The 22007-nt window shown below is 60.0% G+C and carries 15 protein-coding genes; 9 read left to right on the forward strand and 6 right to left on the reverse strand.

The annotated features are described in order from the left end of the window. Positions 1-23: 23 nt before the first annotated feature. Entirely contained in the window at positions 24-2462 is a 2439-nt protein-coding gene (locus HYI44_RS13490; protein ID WP_045059342.1) for a Lon protease family protein, read from the reverse strand. A gap of 273 nt (positions 2463-2735) precedes the next feature. Here HYI44_RS13490 and HYI44_RS13495 point away from each other — a divergent pair, with 273 nt between their 5' ends. The 4 genes from HYI44_RS13495 to HYI44_RS13510 all read left to right on the forward strand — a co-directional run bounded on the left by HYI44_RS13495 (position 2736) and on the right by HYI44_RS13510 (position 6215). Next, complete coding sequence (locus tag HYI44_RS13495) at positions 2736-3224, forward strand: DUF3015 domain-containing protein (RefSeq protein ID WP_045059341.1); 489 nt, start codon at positions 2736-2738, stop codon at positions 3222-3224. A 92-nt stretch (positions 3225-3316) separates the two neighbouring features. Next, positions 3317-5170, forward strand: coding sequence for a DUF4105 domain-containing protein (locus tag HYI44_RS13500; protein ID WP_225569605.1), 1854 nt, complete (start codon positions 3317-3319; stop codon positions 5168-5170). Positions 5171-5293: 123 nt separating this feature from the next. Next, positions 5294-5650, forward strand: a complete 357-nt coding sequence (locus HYI44_RS13505; RefSeq protein ID WP_045059339.1) for a hypothetical protein — start codon at positions 5294-5296, stop codon at positions 5648-5650. 70 nt (positions 5651-5720) lie between these two features. Further along, entirely contained in the window at positions 5721-6215 is a 495-nt protein-coding gene (locus HYI44_RS13510) for a GreA/GreB family elongation factor (RefSeq protein WP_122838989.1), read from the forward strand. On the opposite strand, the gene gdhA is transcribed toward HYI44_RS13510, so the two are convergent. Further along, positions 6212-7549 carry an NADP-specific glutamate dehydrogenase gene (gene gdhA, locus HYI44_RS13515; protein WP_225569606.1) on the reverse strand — a complete coding sequence of 446 codons (1338 nt, stop codon included), beginning with the start codon at positions 7547-7549 and terminating at the stop codon, positions 6212-6214. The genes HYI44_RS13510 and gdhA overlap by 4 nt on opposite strands. Positions 7550-7918: 369 nt before the next feature. Beyond that, positions 7919-9583, reverse strand: a complete 1665-nt coding sequence (gene ettA, locus HYI44_RS13520; protein ID WP_045059336.1) for an energy-dependent translational throttle protein EttA — start codon at positions 9581-9583, stop codon at positions 7919-7921. A 288-nt stretch (positions 9584-9871) separates the two neighbouring features. On the opposite strand from ettA, the gene HYI44_RS13525 reads away from it, so the two are divergent. From HYI44_RS13525 to HYI44_RS13545, 5 genes are all read left to right on the forward strand, one after another. Next, positions 9872-13720, forward strand: a complete 3849-nt coding sequence (locus tag HYI44_RS13525; protein WP_225569607.1) for a bifunctional diguanylate cyclase/phosphodiesterase — start codon at positions 9872-9874, stop codon at positions 13718-13720. A gap of 241 nt (positions 13721-13961) precedes the next feature. Further along, positions 13962-15215 (forward strand): serine hydroxymethyltransferase, encoded by a 1254-nt coding sequence (glyA, locus tag HYI44_RS13530; RefSeq protein WP_054051411.1) that lies wholly within the window; start codon positions 13962-13964, stop codon positions 15213-15215. Between the two features lie 392 nt (positions 15216-15607). Further along, the gene (locus HYI44_RS13535; protein ID WP_225569608.1) at positions 15608-16921 is read left to right on the forward strand and encodes a C4-dicarboxylate transporter DctA; all 1314 of its coding nucleotides are present in this window, start codon (positions 15608-15610) and stop codon (positions 16919-16921) included. Positions 16922-16988: 67 nt separating this feature from the next. Beyond that, positions 16989-17693 (forward strand): FadR/GntR family transcriptional regulator, encoded by a 705-nt coding sequence (locus HYI44_RS13540; protein ID WP_045059332.1) that lies wholly within the window; start codon positions 16989-16991, stop codon positions 17691-17693. 25 nt (positions 17694-17718) lie between these two features. Continuing rightward, positions 17719-18408, forward strand: a complete 690-nt coding sequence (locus HYI44_RS13545; RefSeq protein ID WP_225569609.1) for a GntR family transcriptional regulator — start codon at positions 17719-17721, stop codon at positions 18406-18408. A gap of 132 nt (positions 18409-18540) precedes the next feature. Here HYI44_RS13545 and yjiA read toward each other — a convergent pair whose 3' ends face one another. The 3 genes from yjiA to HYI44_RS13560 all read right to left on the reverse strand — a co-directional run bounded on the left by yjiA (position 18541) and on the right by HYI44_RS13560 (position 21917). Continuing rightward, complete coding sequence (gene yjiA / locus HYI44_RS13550; RefSeq protein WP_225569610.1) at positions 18541-19512, reverse strand: GTPase; 972 nt, start codon at positions 19510-19512, stop codon at positions 18541-18543. A 125-nt stretch (positions 19513-19637) separates the two neighbouring features. Continuing rightward, positions 19638-19835 carry a YbdD/YjiX family protein gene (locus HYI44_RS13555; protein WP_028620750.1) on the reverse strand — a complete coding sequence of 66 codons (198 nt, stop codon included), beginning with the start codon at positions 19833-19835 and terminating at the stop codon, positions 19638-19640. 15 nt (positions 19836-19850) lie between these two features. Next, the gene (locus HYI44_RS13560; protein ID WP_122838984.1) at positions 19851-21917 is read right to left on the reverse strand and encodes a carbon starvation CstA family protein; all 2067 of its coding nucleotides are present in this window, start codon (positions 21915-21917) and stop codon (positions 19851-19853) included. Positions 21918-22007: the final 90 nt, after the last annotated feature.

Consider the following 22007-nt stretch of genomic DNA (forward strand, 5'->3'; position numbering starts at 1 on the left):
AGTGGTGAAAGCTCAGGGGCCTGTCAGGCCGGCTTGGCCTCCACCAAGGCTTCCTGCGCCGCTTCCTTCTCCGCCTCCCTCATGTCCTCTTCGCTGATCATTTCCGCAATCACCCGCAGGCGCTCCACTACCCGGGCGTTGACGCTGCCCTCCGGGAACTCGCCATTCTCGTCCGGTGCACCGGCGGGTTCGCCGACCAGCAGGCTCAGGGCCTCATCGGCCTGGCGCACTGCGTACACATGGAACTGACCGGCGCGCACCGCCGCCAGGACCTTCTCATCGAGCATCAGCGTGGCCACGTTGGCCTGCGGAATGATTGCACCTTGTTCACCCGTCAGGCCGCGGGCCTCGCAGAGTCGGAAGAAGCCCTCGATCTTCTCGTTGACCCCGCCCACCGCCTGCACTTCACCGAACTGGTTGATCGAGCCGGTGATCGCAAAGCACTGCTTGAGCGGTGTTTTCGACAACGCCGAAATCAGCGTGCAAGCTTCGCCCAGCGACGCGCTGTCCCCGTCCACGTAACCGTAGGATTGCTCCAGCGCGATGCTCGCGGAAATCGCCAGCGGAAACTCCTGGGCGTAGCGGCTGCCGAGGTAACCGGTAAGGATCATTACGCCCTTGGAGTGAATCGGCTGGCCCAGATTGACCTCACGCTCGATGTCGACGATGCCGCTGCCGCCCGGGTAAACCGTGGCAGAAATACGCGCTGGCACACCGAAGGCCGAATCGCCGACTTCCAGCACCGTCAGGCCGTTGCACTTGCCCACGGCCGCGCCATCGGTGTCGATCAGGATAATTCCGGCCAGCATGTCATCGAGGATTCTTGCCGAGACGCGCCCGGTACGGGTGGCCTTGGCCTTGAGGGCTCGTTCGATATGCCCGGCGTCGGTCATTTCATCCGCCGCCAGGTGACGAATGAAATCCGCCTCGCTGACCAACTGGAACAGGTCGCCAATCCGCGCCGACAAGCGCCCCTGGTGTTCAGCCAGACGCGCGCTGTAGGTCGCCAGGCGCGCCACCGCATCGGCAGTCAAGGGCGCCATGCCCTCTTCCGAGGTGCGGGTTTTCAGCAATTGGGCAAACTGTTCCAGGCTTTCGTCGACCATCGGAATGTCTTCGTCGAAATCCACCAGCACGCGGAACATCTCCTGGAAGTCTGGATCGAGGTCCTGCAGCGTGTAGTACAGCTGCCGAGCCCCGATGATGACGACCTTGACCTGCAACGGGATGTTTTGCGGGGTCAGCGTCACGGTGGCCAGGCGGCCCAGCTCACCCAGTGGCGATTCCATCTTCAGCTTGCGCGACTGCAGGGCACGCTTGAGCGCATCCCATACGAATGGCTCGCTGAGCATTTTCTCCGCTTCCAGGATGAGAAAACCGCCGTTGGCGCGATGCAGTGCACCCGGGCGCAGCTGCCGATACGTGGTGTAGAGCGCGCCTTGGTCAGTGCTGTACTCGATGCGCCCGAACAGGTTTTCATAAGTCGGGTGCGGCTCGAACACCACCGGTGCGCCGCCGCTGGCCGAATGACCGACCACCAGGCTCGGGGCGTATTGTTCTTCCAGCATCTTGCGGGCGACAGCGTCGATCTTGCTGTCGTCGACCAATTGCTCGACAACCGTTTTCAGCAGGTAGACCTGCATCGCCTGCAGGTAACCGCAGACCGCCGCGTTCTCGGCATACTTCTCCGACAACGGTGACAGCAATGGCTGCAAGGCCAGGGTGATGGTTTCTTCATTGAGGTGGCGCAGTTGATTGCTCGACTCACGCTTCCATTGCGGCAGGCTGGCGAGCTCTTCGTTGAGCCGTTCCTCGAGGCCGGAAATGTCATCGTGAAAACGCTCGCGATCGGCTTCGGGCAGTTGGGCGAACTCTGCTTCGTCCAGGGCCTTTCCATCCCCCATCGGGGTGAACGCAATGTTGCTGGCGTCGCGGTACAGCGCGACGTCCTTCTCCAGCGCCAGGCGCTCAATGATATCCAGCGCCTTGTCGTAGCGCTGGTTGAATGCACGATCGATGGCACTTTTCTTTTGCTGGTAGGACGGGTGTTCAAACACCGCAGGGAACGTCGCCACCAGATTGTCGATCAAGGTGTTGATATCGCCGATAAACGCGCCGGCGGTGCCTGAAGGCAGTTCCAGGGCCCGGGGCTCGCGCGGTTCGTCGAAATTGTTGACATAGACCCAGTCTGCCGGGGTCTGCAGGCGTTTGCCTTCGGCTTTCAGGTAGCGTTTGACGAACGAGAACCGGCCAGTGCCGGGCTCACCCATGACAAATACGTTGTAGCCGGGGCGCGGCATGGCCACGCCGAACTGCAATGCTTCGACCGCACGTTCCTGGCCAAGCACTCCGCGAAAGGGCTCCAGATCATTGGTGGTAGAGAAGCTGAACTGTTCAGCGGAAAACGGACGGGTCAGCGCTTCGGGCGCTAGACGCAAGCTGGCAGCAACAGGATCAGGCATCGGGCTTCCTTACATCAGGCGGGGCAGATAGCGGCATTCTGGCGCTGCCTCCACCCCACTTGCAAGGCGCGCCTTCAGTCAAAGCATAGCCAAACCGCCATCGCCAGCCTGGCCGGGGCTAAATCGATGTTTTGACGAATATTTAGCAAAAAGTAACGGAACCCTTGGAACGTGCCTAAACTCCAAACTGCGCGGCTGGAACAATAACCGGCCCACTGGCGCCAGATCGGGCCAGACCCTGTCCATTGGTATGCACATAAAGAGAACAAAGCTATGAAACGGATTCTTCTCGGTACTCTCTTCACCGCTGTATCCATCAACGCCATGGCTCAGGCGCCAGGCGGTCCGGATTGCGGTTGGGGCAACATGCTGTTCGAAGGTCAGCGTGGCACCCCGGCTCACTTCCTGGCATCCACCACCAACGGCACTTCCGGTAACGCAACGTTCGGTATGACATCGGGTACCAACGGTTGCTCGACTAACGCGTCGCTGACCTATGGCGGCAAATCCTGGCTGGCCATGAATGGCATGATGAATGAGTTGTCCGAAGACATGGCTAAAGGCAACGGCGAAGCGCTGACGACCTATGCCGTGGTACTGGGCGTGGCGCCGGAAGATCGTGAGCATTTTGCAGCAGTTACCCACGAGCACTTCCAGCAGATCTTCAGCAAGGCAGATGTGACCGCTGAAGACGTGCATACCAACACCCTGTCCGTTATCAAGAACGATGCTCGCCTGGCCAAATACGCCACTCAAGCATAAGCTCGACCCACCCGCTCCTCTCGGGGGGCGGGTTTTATTTTTTGGACCTGCGCCCCCTTGGGTCTTTGTTTCTTTCCATTAAGTTGCCCACTATGCTCAAACGCCTTGCCTGGTTGGCGCTCTGTGCCTGCGCCCCGCTGTCCGCCGCGCCAAACATCGACTCTGAACGTTTGCAGCAACTGGCTAACGACCCTTTCTGGATCTCCCTGGGCCACTACGAAACTGCCAAGCTCGGTGGCTGGCGCAGCTACGTCAGTGACCGCAAGTTTTTCCTCGCGCCGGACGGCAACGAACATCCGGACCGCGAACTGGCCGCCACTGTGCAGGCCTTGTACGCCCCGGCAAGCAAAGGCGAACAACACGCACAATGCGTCTACCCGGCACGCACCCGCTGGCTGAAGGCGCAACTGAACCTGACGGACTTGCCGGCCCCGCAATGTGCCGAATTCAAGCAATGGTTCAAGGACGTTTCCCCCGACAGTGCGGTGATGATTTTTCCCGCGGCCTACCTGAACAGCCCGTCGTCGATGTTTGGTCACACCCTGCTGCGCATTGACCAGGCTGGCGTGCAGAGCGACAAGACTTCACTGCTCAGTTATGCGATCAACTTCGGCGCCTACATCGAAGGTTCCGACAACAGCATCCTTTACGCCTGGAAAGGCCTTATGGGGGGCTACCCGGGGCTGTTTGCGCTGGTGCCTTACCAGGAAAAGCTCTCGGAATACCGCAGCCTGGAAAACCGCGACCTGTGGGAATACCGGCTGAACCTTACCCAGGCAGAAACGGCGCGCATGGTCGAGCACGTCTGGGAACTGAAACAGATCCAGTTCGACTATTTTTTCTTCGACGAAAACTGCTCCTATCGCTTGCTTGAACTGCTGCAAGTGGCGCGACCGAGCCTGCGCCTGACCGAACAATTCCCCCTTACGGCCATCCCTACCGACACCGTCAAGGCCGTGAAAGAGGCCGGCCTGGTCGAGTCCATCCAGTATCGTCCGTCCCGGGAGCGTGAGCTGCTGAGCCGTGCCGAGCCGCTGACTGATGAAGAGCAGCAATGGGTACTGAAGGTCAGCGCCGATCAGAAGCAGCTTCAGAGCGCAGATTTCAAGGCACTGCCGCGCGATCGCCAGGCGCTGGTCATCGACGCCGCGTATCGCCTGGAACGTTACCGCGCCAACGGCCAGGAACGCGACCCTGAGCGCTCCCAGCGCAGTTTCGAACTGCTGCGGGCGATCAATCAGAACCCGGCGCCGGCGCTTGATATTGCGCAACCGGGTCTGCCCGAGGACGGTCATGAATCGCGCACCTGGCAGGCCGGCATCGGCACTCGGGGCGATGAAGCCTTCGCCGAGTACGGCTTGCGCATGGCCTACCACGACCTCAACGACAACGCCGAAAGCTTCCCTCTGGGCGCGCAGATCGAAATTCTGCAGATGAAATTGCGCCAGTACGAAGGCAACCGCTGGCAGTTCCAGCAGTTGGACCTGGCGACGATTCGCTCGCTGACCCCGCGCAACGAGCTGCTGCAACCATTGTCCTGGCAAGTCACCGGCGGCCTGGAACGCGTTCCGGGCAAGCACGATGACGAGAACCTGGTCAGTCACGTCAACGGTGGCGGCGGCGGGACCTGGCAATTGAGCGAAGACATGCTCGGGTTTGTCATGGGCACCGTGCGGGTGGAGCACAACAATGACTTCGCCGAATTCATCGCCCCCGCCGCCGGATTTAATACCGGGGTGCTGTGGAAAAACCCCCTGGGTAATTTCAGCCTGGAGACCAAAGGTGATTTTTTCACCAATGGCGAGGTGCGGCGCAGTGTGAGCTTGAATCAGCAGTGGGAGCTGTCGCGAAACCTGGGCCTGCGCCTGAGTGCGCAGCGCGAGTTCAGCCACATGGCATCGCCTGAGAATGAAGTGATGCTTGAGATGAAGTGGTATCACTACTAGATCAAAAGATCGTCCGAAGGCTCGAGCAGCGTTCGGACGATCTTTTGATCTTCCTTTCACATCCCGACAACGAATCGACTTCTAGACTGACTGCATAGGCCGTCGAACGGTCAGGAGTCTGAGATGTGGCGTTGCGCAGGTATGCTGGGATTGCTGCTGTTGTGCGCGGGTTGCCAGTCGACCCACGAAGACCTGATCGCCAAGGGCTATCCGCCTGCCTTCGCCGACGGCTTCGATGACGGTTGCGTCAGTGGTCGTCAGGCGGCCGGGGCGATGACCGGTGAATTTCGCAAAAACGTCCCGCGTTATCTCAAGGACCCGCACTATGCCGAAGGCTGGAGCGATGGCTTTCGCCAGTGCCAGGCGATGCTGGAAAATCAGGATCGCGCAGACTATCGCAGCCACCATTGGGATGACCGCGATAAGGCCTGGCAACAGCAGAAGGACCAGGATGCGGCGCGCGCCTATCGCTCGCAATGAGTCGCTCACGGGCATCCGTCGAAACTAAATGACTGCGACCATGGCCCAAACCCTATAACGGGAGAAAACCATGAGTCGCGCCTTCGTCAATGAAGATAACGCCGCTGCGCAAGCCGATCAGCCTGTCGAACGGCAGGTCAGCGCGCAGCCCAACTACGTCACACCCACCGGACTGACCCAGTTGCAGGCCAAGGTTGCCGAACTGCAGCAGCAGCTCGGCGCTGAGTCGGCCAAGGGAGAACAGGCGAACAAACAGCGCCAGGCGGACCTGCAACGGGATTTACGCTATTTCAACCAGCGCGTGCTCAGCGCGCAGGTGATAACACCCGCGAGCTCGACGCAAAAGGTGCAGATTGGCAGTCGGGTGACGTTTGCCGACGAGCACAACGCTGAACAGACCGTCCAGCTGGTGGGCGAGGATCAGGCGGACGCATCGGCGGGCCTGATCAACTGGGGCTCGCCGCTGGGCCGGGCGCTGCTTGGGGCGCAACTCGGGGATGAGGTGCTGTGGCAACGCCCGGTCGGCGATCAACTGATCGAGATCATCCGCATCGAACCGGCTTAGACCACACCTTGGGCGAGCATGGCATCGGCGACTTTGACGAAGCCGGCGATGTTTGCCCCTTTGACGTAGTTGATCCGGCCATTCTCTTCGCCGTAGTGCACGCAAGCGTGGTGAATCGACTGCATGATGGCGTGCAGTTTGCTGTCCACCTCGCCGCCGGTCCACAGCAGGCGCATGGCGTTCTGCGACATTTCCAGGCCACTTACCGCGACGCCGCCTGCGTTGGAGGCCTTGCCTGGCGCAAACAGAATCCCTGCCTCGATGAACAGGTCCACGGCTTCCAGCGTGGTCGGCATGTTGGCGCCTTCGGCCACGCAGATGCAGCCGTTGCGCAGCAATGCGCGGGCGGCCTCGGCATCGAGTTCATTCTGCGTTGCGCATGGCAGCGCAATGTCGCAGGCCAGATCCCATGGGCTCTGACCGGCGCGGAACTCGAGGCCGAAGCGCGCAGCCAACTCAATGATTCGCCCGCGCTGGACGTTTTTCAGTTCCAGTACCGCCAACCATTGCTCTTCAGTCAAACCGGCTTCGCAGTACAGCGTGCCCTCGGAGTCCGACAACGAAATGACCTGGCCGCCCAGATCCATGACCTTGCGGGCCGCGTACTGCGCGACGTTGCCAGAACCCGAGATCGCCACGCGCTTGCCTTCGACGGTTGCGCCTTGGCGCTTGAGCATTTCCTCGGCGAAATAGACACAACCGAAACCGGTGGCTTCGGGCCTAATCAGGCTGCCGCCGTAGCTCGGGCCCTTCCCTGTGAGCACGCTGGTGAACTGGTTGCTCAGGCGCTTGTATTGACCGAACAAAAAGCCAATCTCTCGGGCACCGACGCCAATATCGCCCGCCGGCACGTCAACGTCTGCACCGATGTGCCGGTACAGCTCGCTCATGAAGGACTGGCAGAAGCGCATGACTTCAGCATCGCTTTTGCCTTTGGGGTCGAAGTCCGAGCCGCCCTTGCCGCCCCCCATGGGCAACGAGGTCAGGGAGTTCTTGAACGTCTGTTCGAACGCGAGGAATTTCAGCACGCCCAGGTTCACTGACGGATGGAAGCGCAGACCGCCCTTGTACGGACCGATGGCACTGTTCATCTGGATGCGGAAGCCCCGATTGACCTGCACCTTGCCGTGATCGTCGACCCATGACACACGAAACACCACCGCCCGCTCCGGCTCACAGATACGCTCCAGGATGCCGGAAGTGAGGTAGTGCGGGTTGGCTTCCAGGAACGGCCAGAGGCTGCGCAAGACTTCTTCCACAGCCTGGTGAAACTCGGGCTGGTCGGGGTCACGTTTTTTCAGGCGGGCAAGGAAGGATTCAACGGATTCGATCATGGAAAGTCTCGGCAAATTTATTGTCGTTGGAGAGATTGAGCCGGACTTTAACAAACGAATCGCGCACAGGAACAGCGCAACATGTCGCCTTTATGAAATTAAATGGTGCACAGGATATAAATAAGTCTGTTTTTCGGCCGTTTTTGCACCTGAATAGGGAGATCGACTCGACGTAATGCACCAACAGTTACACCGCCATCGCTAGCAGGCTAGCTCCCACGGGGATGGGTGGTGAATCGAGATTTATTGCCTGCACAACACTTTGTGGGAGCTGGTCTGCCGGCGATGAATTTCACTCGGTATCCCAGAAAAACAGAGCAAAAAAAACGGAGCCTGAAGGCTCCGTTCTTTCATGCAACCAACCCCGAATCAGGCCAGTTTCTTGTGCCGTACACGATGCGGCTGGGCAGCGGCTTCGCCAAGACGCTTTTTGCGATCGGCTTCGTACTCGGTGTAGTTACCTTCGAAGAACACTGCTTGCGAGTCATCTTCGTACGCCAGGATGTGCGTCGCGACGCGGTCCAGGAACCACCGATCGTGAGAGATCACAATGGCGGCGCCCGGGAAGTCCAGCAGTGCTTCTTCGAGGGAACGCAGGGTTTCAACGTCGAGGTCGTTGGACGGTTCGTCGAGCAGCAGGACGTTGCCACCCTCCTTCAGGGTCAGGGCCAGGTGCAGGCGACCGCGCTCACCACCGGACAGGTCCTTGACGAACTTCTGCTGATCGCCACCCTTGAAGTTGAAGCGACCCACGTAGGTACGCGACGGGATCTCGTAGTTGCCGATGCGGATCTGGTCGGAACCGTCGGAGATTTGCTGGAATACCGTCTTGCTGCCATCCAGGTCCTCACGGCTCTGGTCAACGCAAGCCAGTTGCACCGTTTCGCCGACTTCGATAGTGCCCGAATCCGGAGTCTCCTTGCCCATCAACATGCGGAACAGCGTGGATTTACCCGCGCCGTTACCGCCGATCACACCCACGATGGCGCCTTTGGGCATGGAGAACGAGAGGTTGTCGATCAGCACGCGATCGCCGTAACCCTTGGAGACGTTCTTGAACTCGATGACCTTGTCACCCAGGCGCGGACCGGCCGGGATGTAGATCTCGTTGGTTTCGCTGCGCTTCTGGAATTCCTGCGACTGCATTTCTTCGAAGCGTTGCAGACGAGCCTTGGACTTGGACTGGCGGGCCTTGGCGCCTTTGCGCACCCACTCCAGTTCTTCCTTCATGGCTTTTTCATGGGCCGACTGCTGCTTGGATTCTGCAGCCAGACGATTGGACTTGGCTTCAAGCCAGCCCGAATAGTTGCCCTCGTACGGGATACCGGCGCCGCGGTCGAGTTCGAGAATCCAGCCGGCAACGTTGTCCAGGAAGTACCGGTCGTGCGTGATCGCTACCACGGTGCCCGGGAAGTCATGGAGGAAGTGCTCCAGCCAGGCGACGGAATCGGCGTCCAGGTGGTTGGTCGGTTCGTCCAGCAGCAACATGTCCGGGGCCGACAACAGCAGGCGGCACAGGGCCACACGACGTTTTTCACCACCGGAGAGGAATTCGACCTTGGCGTCCCAGGCGGGCAAACGCAGTGCATCGGCCGCCACTTCCAGCTGACGATCCAGGTTGTGACCATCGCTGGCCTGCAGAATCGCCTCGAGCTTGGCCTGTTCGGCAGCCAGCTTGTCGAAGTCGGCATCTTCCTCGGCGTAAGCGGCGTAGACCTCGTCCAGGCGAGCCTGGGCGTTCTTGATCACGCTAACCGCTTCCTCGACCACTTCACGCACGGTCTTGGTCGGATCCAGGATCGGTTCCTGCGGCAGGTAGCCGATGTTCAGTTCCGGCATCGGACGGGCTTCGCCCTCGAATTCGGTGTCGACGCCCGCCATGATTTTCAGCAGCGTGGACTTACCCGAACCGTTGAGGCCGAGCACGCCGATCTTGGCGCCAGGGAAGAAGGACAGCGAAATGTTTTTCAGGATTTCCCGCTTCGGCGGAACAACTTTTCCCAGCCGATGCATGGTGAAGACGTATTGAGCCATGGAGAACCTTGGGTCAGTGACAGATGAATGATTGGAGCGCGGGCGAGGCCCGGCCAGACCGTGCGCGCTGACCGCTTGATAGGGACCAATGCGTGCGCGCTGAAGAAAGTCTGATTCTAGGAGCTGGAACGCTCCCACGTAACCGGCAAAGCTACCTTAATGATGGATGGCAGTCCAGCCGAGCGGGACTGGCACTTTGCCACAACTCAAGGCATGCTAGCCGCCCTTCGGGCGTCCGGCTTATAGTGCGCGTCGCGCCAGCCCAGCCCTTGCGCAGGATTACACAGCTTGTCTAACGTGCCTCCACCGTCTTCTGTGAACGATGCCCGTTCTGCGGCCGGCTCTCCCCTGCGCGGGACGTTGAAAGGTGGGCTGGCCACACTCGTATTACTGCTGCTGGCCCTTCTCTTCTGGCAACTGCTCGACCAGCTGCGCGAAACCCAGAAGAACCAGCGCCAGTACACCATCGACTTCACCGCCGACCTGGCTTCTCAAATCAGCCTGAATATGGCGCTGAACGCGCAGATCGCCCTGAACCTGCTGCCGATCGTCGAGCAGCCACAGACTCACGAAGAACAACAGGCGCTGCTGCGCAAAATCCAGCAGTCGCTGCCTGATGTACGCAGCCTGGCACTGCTCAGTCCGTCTGGAAAAGTGCTCAGCGACAGCGCCGTGGACAGTAACGATGCCGACTACCTGAGCCAGCTGGTTCAGCGCAGCCGCGCCCAGGCGCACTATTTCAGCAATGCCGACGACGGCTCGATGGTCCATTTGCTGCTGCACCAGGCCAGCGGCAGCACTCGCGGCTATTGGGCGCTGCGCCTGTCTCCGGCCTTCTTCGCATCGCTGGCCAAGCAGAATGAAGCCGGCATCCGCCCGCTGTGGCTGGTGGAAAACCGCATCAATCGGCAAATTGTCAGCCGCGATAACGCCGTACCGGTGTCTGAGCCCAGCGAACTGACGGCAGAGGACCTGGCCAACAGCGTATTGACAGTGCCTCTGAGCAGCAGCGACTGGCAACTGCGCGGGCTGTTCGACCGTCAACGCGTGATCGAGCATTTATTGCCGGCATTCATCGGCAAATGCCTGCTCGGGTTGGCCTTTTCCCTGCTGCCCTTCATCGCGCTACTGAACATGCGCCGCCGCCAGCGCCAGTTGCATGAGGGTCGTCGACGCTATCAGGACATCTTCGAAGGCACCGGGGTCGCCCTGTGCGTACTGGATCTGTCCGGGCTCAAGAGTGCGTTCGACAAGGCCCGCATCCTTGACACCGAACGGTTGCAAAGCTGGCTGGCCGTGCCAACGCAACGTGAACAGTTGCTGCGCGAAATGCGCATCACCGAAGTCAACGAGGTAGCCCTGTTGCTACTGGACGTCAATGCCCCGGAGGAGGCGTGGAAGCGCCTGATCGACGGCAATCCACTGACCAGTTCGGCCATCGGCCTGCCGATACTCGAAGCCGTGTTGCAGGGGCACAAACAGCTCGAACTGGAGATCCGCCTGCAGGACGCCAGCGGCCGTGATCAGCACTTGTGGCTGGTGCTGCGCCTGCCCGAGGACCAGAGTGACTACAAGGCAGTGATCCTGAGCATCACGGACGTCACCAGCCGCAAGCTTATCGAGCTGTCGCTGCTGGAGCGCGAAGGATTCTGGTCCGATGTGGTACGCACGGTTCCGGATCACCTGTATGTGCAAGACGTCATCAGCCAGCGAATGATCTTCAGCAACCACCATCTGGGCCAGACCCTCGGCTACAACCGCACCGAGCTGCACCAGATGGGCGATTACTTCTGGGAAGTCCTGCTGCACGCTGATGATGCCGACTTGTATCATCGATCGCGCCAGACCCAGCGCCACGGCGGTTACAGCCAGCTGATGCAATGCCAGTTGCGCTTTCGCCACCGGGACGGCAAATGGCGCCGGTTCGAAGTGCGCGAACAAGCCCTGGCGCGGGACAAACACGACCAGGTCACGCGCATCATCGGCGTGGCCAAGGACATCACCGAGCAGATCGAAGCCAGCGAATCCCTGCGCGACAGCGAGCAGCGTTATCGCATGCTCGCCGAAAGCATCAGCGACGTGATTTTTTCCACCGACAGCGCAATGGCACTCAATTACGTCAGCCCCTCGGTGCATGCCGTGCTGGGCTATGACGTCGAATGGATCTTCCAGAACGGCTGGCAATCGACCATTGCCAACCCGCAGCAACTGACCGGTATCTACAGCCTGATGGACCGGATCAGCAAGGCGCTGAACAAACCCGACAGGCTGGCGCTGTTGCGCGACCAGGTGCAGACACAACTGTTCCTGTTCGACTGCCTGCGCGCCGACGGTCGCAAGGTCCCCATCGAGCTGCGCCTGGTGCTGGTCTGGGACGACCAGGGAGCCTTCGAAGGCGTGCTGGGGGTCGGTCGCGACATCAGTCAGCAACGCCGCGCCGAGAAAGATCTGCGCATGGCGGCGACGGTGTTCGAGCACTCGACCTCGGCAATCCTGATCACCGACCCAGCCGGTTACATCGTGCAGGCCAACGAAGCCTTCAGCCGCGTCAGCGGTTACGCGGTCGAACAAGTGCTCGACCAGTTGCCGAACATGCTGACCGTGGACGAGCAACAGGACGCGCACCTGCGCTACGTGCTCAAACAGCTTAACGAGCACAGCACCTGGGAAGGCGAAGTGTGGCTCAAGCGGCGTAACGGCGAGCATTACCCGGCCTGGGTCGGCATCACCGCCGTGCTGGATGACGAAGGCGACCTGGCCAGCTATGTGTGCTTCTTCAGCGACATCAGCGAGCGCAAGGCCAGCGAACAGCGAATCCATCGCCTCGCCTACTACGACGCCCTGACTCACCTGCCCAACCGCACGCTGTTCCAGGATCGCCTGCACACCGCTCTGCAATCGGCGGAACGGCAGAAAGGATGGGTGGTGCTGATGTTCCTCGACCTCGACCGGTTCAAGCCGATCAACGACTCCCTGGGCCACGCGGCCGGCGATCGCATGCTCAAGGAAATGGCCACGCGCCTGCTCGGCTGCGTCGACGATGATGACACTGTGGCCCGCATGGGCGGCGACGAGTTCACCTTGCTCCTGCAACCGCGGGCCAACCGCGAGATGGCGTTGAACCGGGCGATTCATGTGGCCGAACAGATTCTTGGCAGTTTGGTGAAACCCTTCGTGCTTGAAGGCCGGGAGTTTTTCGTCACCGCCAGTATCGGCATCGCCCTGAGCCCGCAAGACGGCAACGAGCTCAGCCAACTGATGAAAAACGCCGACACCGCGATGTACCACGCCAAGGAGCGCGGCAAGAACAACTTCCAGTTCTATCAGGCGGACATGAACGCCAGCGCCCTGGAGCGCCTGGAGCTCGAGAGCGATTTGCGCCATGCCCTGGAGCAGGACGAATTTGTGCTGTACTACCAGCCGCAGTTCAGCGGCGACGGCAAACGCCTGACGGGCGCCGAAGCCTTGCTGCGCTGGCGCCACCCTCGACGCGGGCTGGTACCGCCGGGGGATTTCATTCCGGTGCTCGAGGAGCTTGGACTGGTGGTTGATGTCGGCGACTGGGTCATCAGCGAAGCCTGCCGCCAGCTCAAGTCCTGGCACCTGGCCAAGGTTCGCGTGCCAAAAGTGTCGGTGAATATCTCGGCGCGGCAGTTTTCCGACGGCCAACTGGGCACGCGCATCGCCAACATCCTCAAGGAAATCGGCCTGCCCCCGGCGTGCCTGGAGCTGGAACTGACCGAAAGTATTCTGATGCGCGAAGTCAGCGAGGCGATGCAGATCCTCGACGGCTTGAAGAATCTCGGCCTGAGCATTGCGGTCGACGACTTCGGCACTGGCTATTCATCGCTTAACTACCTCAAGCAATTCCCGATCGACGTGCTGAAAATTGACCGCACGTTTGTCGATGGCCTGCCCTCCGGCGAACAGGACGCCCAGATTGCCCGGGCAATCATCGCCATGGCCCACAGCCTCAACCTGGCGGTGATCGCCGAAGGCGTGGAAACCCAGGAGCAGCTGGATTTCCTGCGTGAGCATGGGTGCGATGAAGTTCAGGGGTATTTGTTCGGGAGGCCGATGCCGGCCAGCGGGTTTGAGGCGCAGTTCGGGCGTGAGGCGTTGTTCGAGTTCGACTGAGATTTTTGCAGGGAAGCCATCGCCAGCAGGCGGGCTCCCACAAGAATTGATGGTCGGTCAGGGAGTTTGCAGGCTATCGCGATTACTGTGGGAGCCAGCCTGCTGGCGATGGGGGCCGCACGATCACCGCTGATCCCGTCATGAAGCCCACTTGTCTGCGACATGATGTCCTTTCATATGCCATCTAAAACTCGTTAGGTTAGAATGCCCCCCTTTTCTGCCCCGATCCTTGAGGACCGCCATGTTCAGCCGTGATTTGACTATTGCCAAGTACGACGCCGATCTCTTTGCCGCCATGGAGCAAGAAGCTCAGCGCCAGGAAGAGCACATTGAGCTGATCGCTTCGGAAAACTACACCAGCCCTGCGGTGATGGAAGCTCAAGGCTCGGTACTGACCAACAAGTACGCCGAAGGCTATCCGGGCAAGCGCTACTACGGTGGCTGCGAGTTCGTCGACGTGGTCGAGCAGCTTGCTATCGATCGCGCCAAGGAACTGTTCGGCGCTGATTACGCCAACGTTCAGCCACACGCCGGTTCGCAAGCCAACAGCGCCGTTTACCTGGCTCTGCTGCAAGCGGGCGACACCATCCTGGGCATGAGCCTGGCACACGGTGGTCACCTGACCCACGGCGCCAGCGTTTCTTCCTCCGGCAAGCTGTACAACGCCGTTCAGTACGGCATCGACGCCAATGGCCTGATCGACTACGACGAAGTCGAGCGCCTGGCCGTTGAACACAAGCCGAAAATGATCGTGGCCGGTTTTTCCGCCTACTCGCAGATCCTCGACTTCCCGCGTTTCCGCGAAATCGCCGACAAGGTTGGCGCCTACCTGTTCGTTGACATGGCTCACGTGGCCGGTCTGGTCGCCGCTGGCGTCTACCCGAACCCGGTGCCATTCGCCGACGTCGTGACCACCACCACGCACAAGACCCTGCGTGGTCCACGTGGCGGCCTGATCCTGGCTCGCGCCAACGCCGACATCGAGAAAAAGCTCAACTCCGCGGTTTTCCCGGGCGCCCAGGGTGGCCCGCTGGAGCACGTGATCGCCGCTAAAGCGATTTGCTTCAAGGAAGCGCTGCAGCCTGAGTTCAAGACCTACCAGCAACAAGTGGTGAAGAACGCCAAGGCCATGGCCGGCGTGTTCATCGAGCGCGGTTTTGACGTGGTATCGGGCGGTACTGAAAACCACCTGTTCCTGCTGTCGCTGATCAAGCAGGAAATCTCCGGTAAAGATGCCGACGCCGCTTTGGGCAAGGCTTTTATCACCGTGAACAAGAACTCCGTGCCTAACGATCCACGCTCCCCGTTCGTCACTTCCGGCCTGCGCTTCGGCACTCCGGCCGTGACCACTCGCGGCTTCAAGGAAGCTGAGTGCAAGGAACTGGCCGGCTGGATCTGCGACATCCTGGCAGACCTGAACAACGAAGCGGTGATCGACGCCGTCCGTGAGAAGGTCAAGGCCATCTGCAAGAAGCTGCCGGTGTACGGCGCTTAATTGCGACGTTAAACCCGCAGGATGAAAAACCGGCCAAGTGATTGGCCGGTTTTTTTTCGCCCTAAGAAAAGATCAAAGGATCGCAGCCTTCGGCAGCGCCTACATTGGGATTCGCGTTTCCCTGTAGGAGCTGCCGAAGGCTGCGATCTTTTGATCTTGCTTTCGATTTTAAAAAACCAGGATCAAAGGATCGCAGCCTTCGGCAGCTCCTACGCGCGGCTTATGCCGCTGGTAAGACCGGTCATGCCAATTTTGCAATTTCCACTTGTATTCACGAAAAAACCCTGCGTAGACTGCGCTTGCACTGGACATACCGGTAAGACCACAATAATTAAGTCCTGAATCTGAGCGCCCAAGCGCCGGCAGCCAGGACACCGACCAGGATTCCTCCCATGCTCAGATGGTGCTCGCGTTCAATCTTCCTCCAAGTGGTTCTCGGACTGGTGCTCGGCATCGTCTGCGGGCTGACCCTCCCTGAATACTCTGCACAGCTCAAACCGCTGGGCGATGGTTTTATCAAACTGATCAAGATGCTCATCGGCCTGATCGTGTTCTGCGTGGTGGTCAGTGGCATCAGCGGTGCCGGCGACCTGAAGAAGGTCGGACGCATTGGCCTGAAATCGGTGATCTACTTCGAAATCCTGACCACCATTGCCTTGGTCATCGGCCTGGTATTCGCCTTCAGCACCGGCATTGGCAGCGGCGCCAACATTCACCTGGATCAGCTTTCCGCCGCCGACATGGGTGACATCGCCCAGCGCGGCGAGCATATGCACACCACCACACAGTTCCTGATGGACCTGATTCCCACGTCGGTGGTGGGTGCCTTCGCCGACAACAACATCCTGCAAGTGCTGCTGTTCTCGGTACTCTTTGGCAGCGCACTCAACCTGGTGGGTGAAGCGGCGTCGGGCATCTCCCGACTGATCAACGAGCTGAGCCATGTGATCTTTCGCATCATGGGTATGATCGTGCGCCTGGCGCCGATCGGCGTGTTCGGCGCCATCGCGTTCACCACCAGCAAATACGGCCTGGACTCCCTGCAGCATCTGGGCAGCCTGGTGGGTTTGTTCTACCTGACCTGCGTGGCCTTCGTCTCGCTGATCCTGGGCCTGGTGATGCGCGTGTCCGGCCTGCGGATGTGGCCGCTGCTCAAGTACCTGCGTGAAGAACTGCTGATCGTCATGGGCACCGCCTCCTCCGACGCCGTACTGCCGCAGATCATGCGCAAGCTCGAGCACCTGGGCATCGGCAGCTCGACCGTAGGGCTGGTGATCCCTACGGGTTACTCGTTCAACCTCGACGGTTTCTCGATCTACCTGACCCTCGCCATCGTCTTCATCGCCAATGCGACCGGCACACCACTGGCCATGACCGACCTGCTGACGATTCTGCTGGTCTCGCTGATTACCTCCAAAGGTGCCCACGGGATTCCCGGCTCGGCGCTGGTGATCCTGGCGGCAACACTCACGGCGATCCCGGCGATTCCGGTGGTGGGTCTGGTGCTCGTCCTCGCGGTCGACTGGTTCATGGGGATCGGCCGAGCGCTGACCAACCTGATCGGCAATTGCGTAGCGACAGTGGCCATTGCCCGCTGGGAAAAAGACATCGATATCCAGCGCGCAAGCAAGGTGCTTTCCGGCCAGGTGGGTTATACCTTCCAGCCGAGAAAACCAGTCGGTCCCGCGCACCAGCAGGAATTTTGAATCACTGCCGTGCCTGCCCAGGGGCGGGCACGGTCATCAAACGTTTTGAATGCTCATGGAGCGAACAGTGATTACCTCGTCGACCGTTGTGAACTCAGTCGTGGAAAAACTTCGGGCCGCTCTGGCCCGCGGCCAGTGGCGCTCCGGCGAAATGCTCCCGGGGCAACGGGAACTGGCAGAACAATTGGGCATCAGCCGCCCGAGTTTGCGTGAGGCAGTCATCGTCCTGGAAACGCTAGGTCTGGTGCGGTCCATGCCGGGCAAGGGTGTTGTGGTCCTGGAGGCCAATCTCAGCGACAGCCAGTCCCATGACAGTGCGGTGGCGGGGGCGAGCCTGGAAGACGTGCTGCAACTGCGCTACACCCTTGAGCCGTTCATTGTCGGGCTGGTCGCGCAGTCCATCAGCAGCAAGGAAGTCGGGCAGTTGCGTCTCACGCTGATGGACATGCGCGAAGCCCTGGAAGCCAACGACAGCGAAGCCGGGGTGAATGCCTACATCGCATTCCATGAAGAGCTGTTCACCCTGACGTCTAATCCGATTTTCCAGAGTGTGGTGCAGCAAACCAGCAACGCCCTCAAGCAAAGCGCCGAGGTGCTGCGCAATTCCCCGGAACACCTGGCTGAACGTCTCGAAGAGAACGAAGCCGTGGTGCGGGCGATCCGCAGCAAGAATAGCGCCCAGGCCAGTGCCGAGATGCGTCGTCACATTCTTCGCGAAGGTCAGCGCATGGGCATCGAATTGAATATTCCAGACGACAACCTTCGCAGTTGAACACGCCTGGAACGGGAGACCGGCCATGAACAGCTTCGCTTCACCTCAGAATCTCGGCGCCCTGCCCTGCGCCCTGCCGCTCAATGATCTTTATGCGCGGGTGTTCGATGCCATTCTCGACCAGCGCATCAATGCGGGCAGTCGGTTTACTGAAGACAGCCTGGCGCAAATGTTCACCGCTCGTCGCAGCGACATTCGTGGTGTGCTGAGCTGCCTTTCCCATCAGCAGATCATTATTCTGCGGCCCAATCATCGGCCTCGGGTCGCTTTGCTCGATCGCGAACAGATCCGCCAGACTTTGCATGCACGGCGGTTGACGGAAACCACGCTGGTGCAACTCGCCTGTCGGAACAGTGGCCGCCAGAACTTCAAACGGTTGCACGCGCTGCTCGAACAGGAGCACAGCTGTACCGAACAGGCTCCAGCTATTCGGCTGTCAGGAGAGTTTCACTTGCTGTTGGCAGAGATGGCGGGGAATGCACCTTTGGCGCATTTTCTGGGCAGTCTGGTGCCCTTGACCTCACTGGCGATTGCACAGGCTGATGCACACCCAGCGAATTGCTGCGATTGGCAGGCACATCAGGGAATCCTGGACGCGGTGGAGCGCGGGAATGAATCGATGGCGACGACACTGCTGAACCGACACCTGGATCAATTGGAGGATCTTTTGATGAACATGCCCTCCATGACCGGCCGCAATCGCGCTGCCGGTTAGGCCGCCTTCGCGAGCAAGCCCGCTCCTGCTGGGGATGCGTGCATGACCCAAAGCTTGTGGCAGACACAGGTCAGAATGTGGGAGCGGGCTTGTTCTCGAACAGGCCCGCAAACACGCTGAAGATCACTGTATTTACTCCGCCGCCACCCGCGCAAATCCTTCCCGAATCTTCTCTTCCGGCAGATCATCCGCAATAAAGACGATCACGCTTTCGCGCGGCTCACCAGGCGCCCACTCGGTGTCCCAGTCGAAGCCATACAACTTCAGCACCCCTTGAAAAACCATCCGCCGCGGTTCGCCAGCGATGCTCAAAACGCCTTTGTAGCGCAGCAATTGCTTGCCATGCGCTTCCAGCAGTTCATTCATGAACTCGCTGAGCTTGTCGATATCCAGCGGCTTGTCGGTCCGTAGGACCAGGCTGGAAATGCGGTCGATGGAGGGGGCCTTGCTCACCGGGCGCAGGCTCAAGCCACTGCCGAGGTCGGCATTGAGATTGAAGCCCCGGACGTCGAGCAGTTCAGCCAGGTCGATCTTGCCGTGGTCGACCAGGCGAATGGGTGCACGACGATTGATGCGGGTCAGGCGTTCGCTCAACGCGGTGAAAGCTGCCTCGTCCACGAGGTCTCGCTTGCTCACCAGCAGACGGTCGGCAAACCCGATTTGCGCCTGGGCGATAGTCTGGGCCAGGTGCGTATCGGCGTGGGCGGCATCCACCAGGGTGATAATGCCGTCGAGAATGTAGCGCTCGCGCAGCTCTTCATCGATGAAGAAAGTTTGCGCCACAGGTGCCGGATCGGCGAGCCCGGTGCATTCGATCACCAGGCGGTCGAAGGCGATCTCGCCACTGTCCAGGCGTTCAAGCAGCAGGAACAGGGCTTTGGTCAGATCGGTGTGAATAGTGCAGCAGACGCAGCCGTTGGACAGCGTCATCACCTGCACCGGCTCCTCGCCCAGCAGCTGGGTGTCGATGCCGGCATCGCTGAATTCGTTCTCGATTACGGCGATTTTCAGGCCGTGCTCGGTTTTGAGCAGGTGGCGCAAGAGCGTGGTCTTCCCGGCGCCGAGAAAGCCGCTGAGGATGGTGACTGGGATAGGGGCTGACAAAATAAGGTCTCCCGGACGCGAAAAAAACTGTAGGAGCAAGGCTTGCCCGCGATGGCGTCCGAAAGATCGCCATCGCGGGCAGGTCTTGCTCCCACAGTGTGTGTGTGTTGCCTAGACCCTGTGCATCAACAGCACTTCGGCCCACCCTTGCCGCCGTAACGCGCTTCCTGACGTTCCCTGAAGAACATCTCGTAGCTCATCACCGGCTTGTCCGGGTGATTGGTTTGCATATGCTCGACGTAGTTGTCGTAGTCGGGCATGCCGACCATCAGGCGCGCGGCCTGACCGAGGTATTTACCGAGGCGACTCAGGTCATTGAACATGTTTGCAATCCTCGATTACGCATCCGGCAGGGCCTGGAATGGCGCTTCTTTATCCGTACGTTCCTTTTTACCCCAGGCGGCGATACCGACCTTGATGGCATAGAACAGGATGCTGAATACCACGAACAGGAACAATGCCGTCAGCGTTGCGTTGGTGTAGGCGTTGTAGATCACGTGCTGCATTTGGTTGATGTCCTTGGCTGGTGCGAGGATCTGGCCGTTGGCCAACGCATCGCTGTATTTTTTCGCCAGGGACAGGAAACCGATCGCCGGGTTGGCATCGAACAGCTTGATGAAACCTGCGGTCACGGTGCAGATCAGCAGCCAGACCGCTGGCAGCATGGTCACCCAGATGTAGCGCTGACGTTTCATTTTAATCAACACGACCGTCGCCAGCATCAGCGCGATACCCGCCAGCATCTGGTTGGAGATACCGAACAGCGGCCACAGGGTGTTGATGCCGCCCAGTGGATCGATCACGCCCTGGTACAGCAGATAACCCCACATCGCCACACAGCCGGCGGTGGCAATCAGGTTGGCGGTCCAGGACTCGGTGCGTTTCAGCGCCGGTACGAATGAGCCGAGCAGGTCCTGCAGCATGAAGCGTCCGGCACGGGTACCGGCATCCACGGCCGTCAGGATGAACAGCGCCTCGAAGAGGATCGCGAAGTGGTACCAGAACGCCATGGTGTTCTCACCTGGCAGCACACTGTGCAGAATTTGCGCGATACCCACCGCGAGGGTCGGCGCACCACCGGCACGTGCCAGGATGGTGGTTTCTCCAATGTCCTTGGCTACCGCTTGCAAGGCTTCCGGCGTGATCGCAAAACCCCAGCTGCTGACGGTTTGCGCGACGGTGACCACATCCGAACCGACGATGGCCGCCGGGCTGTTCATGGCGAAGTACACACCCGGCTCGATCACCGAGGCGGCAACCATCGCCATGATTGCCACGAAGGATTCCATCAGCATGCCGCCGTAACCGATGTAGCGGGCATGGCTTTCATTAGCCAACAGCTTCGGCGTGGTACCGGAAGAGATCAGCGCGTGGAAACCCGAGACCGCGCCACAGGCAATGGTGATGAACAGGAACGGAAACAGACCGCCCTTCCACACCGGGCCGGTGCCATCGATGAACTGGGTCAATGCCGGCATTTTCAGATCCGGCATGGTGATCAGGATACCGATCGCCAGGGCAATGATAGTGCCGATTTTCAGGAAGGTCGACAGGTAGTCACGGGGTGCCAGGATTAGCCACACCGGCAGCACCGCAGCGACAAAACCGTAACCAATCAGCATCCAGGTGATCTGGATCCCGGTGAAGGTAAAGGCCTTGGCCCACACCGGATCGGCAGCAATCTGCCCGCCGAGCCAGATCGACCCCAGCAGCAACAGCACGCCGATGATGGAAATTTCACCGATGCGACCGGGGCGGATGTAGCGCATGTAGATGCCCATGAACATCGCAATCGGGATGGTCGCCATCACCGTGAAGATGCCCCAAGGGCTCTCGGCCAGGGCCTTGACCACGATCAGCGCCAGCACCGCGAGGATGATGATCATGATCAGGAAGCAGCCGAACAGTGCGATCGTTCCCGGTATGCGGCCCATCTCTTCACGGACCATATCCCCCAGGGAGCGGCCGTTACGACGGGTGGACAGGAACAGGATCATGAAGTCCTGCACCGCACCGGCCAGCACCACCCCGGCGATCAGCCACAGGGTACCGGGCAAATAGCCCATCTGCGCCGCCAGGACTGGACCGACCAAAGGCCCCGCGCCGGCGATGGCCGCGAAGTGGTGACCAAACAGGATGTGTTTGTTGGTAGGGACGTAGTCCAGACCGTCATTGTTGAGTACGGCGGGGGTGGCCCGTCGCGGGTCAAGCTGCATCACATTGTTAGCGATGAACAGGCTGTAGTAACGGTACGCAACCAGATAGATGGCCACTGCCGCGACCACAATCCACAAGGCGTTGATCGCCTCGCCTCGACGCAATGCCACTACGCCCAGGGCGCACGCTCCTACGATCGCCAGCAGCAGCCAGGGTATGTGGCGTAGCAGGCTATTATTATTTTTCATTTTATGATTCCAGCCAGGGTGGACAAGAAAGACAGCCACCCCGAGTTTAGCTGGCCTGACAGCAAAGGCCATACCCCGACATTGGTCTAG

Source organism: Pseudomonas sp. Y24-6 (genome assembly GCF_020295325.1).
Taxonomy (GTDB): domain Bacteria; phylum Pseudomonadota; class Gammaproteobacteria; order Pseudomonadales; family Pseudomonadaceae; genus Aquipseudomonas; species Aquipseudomonas gregormendelii.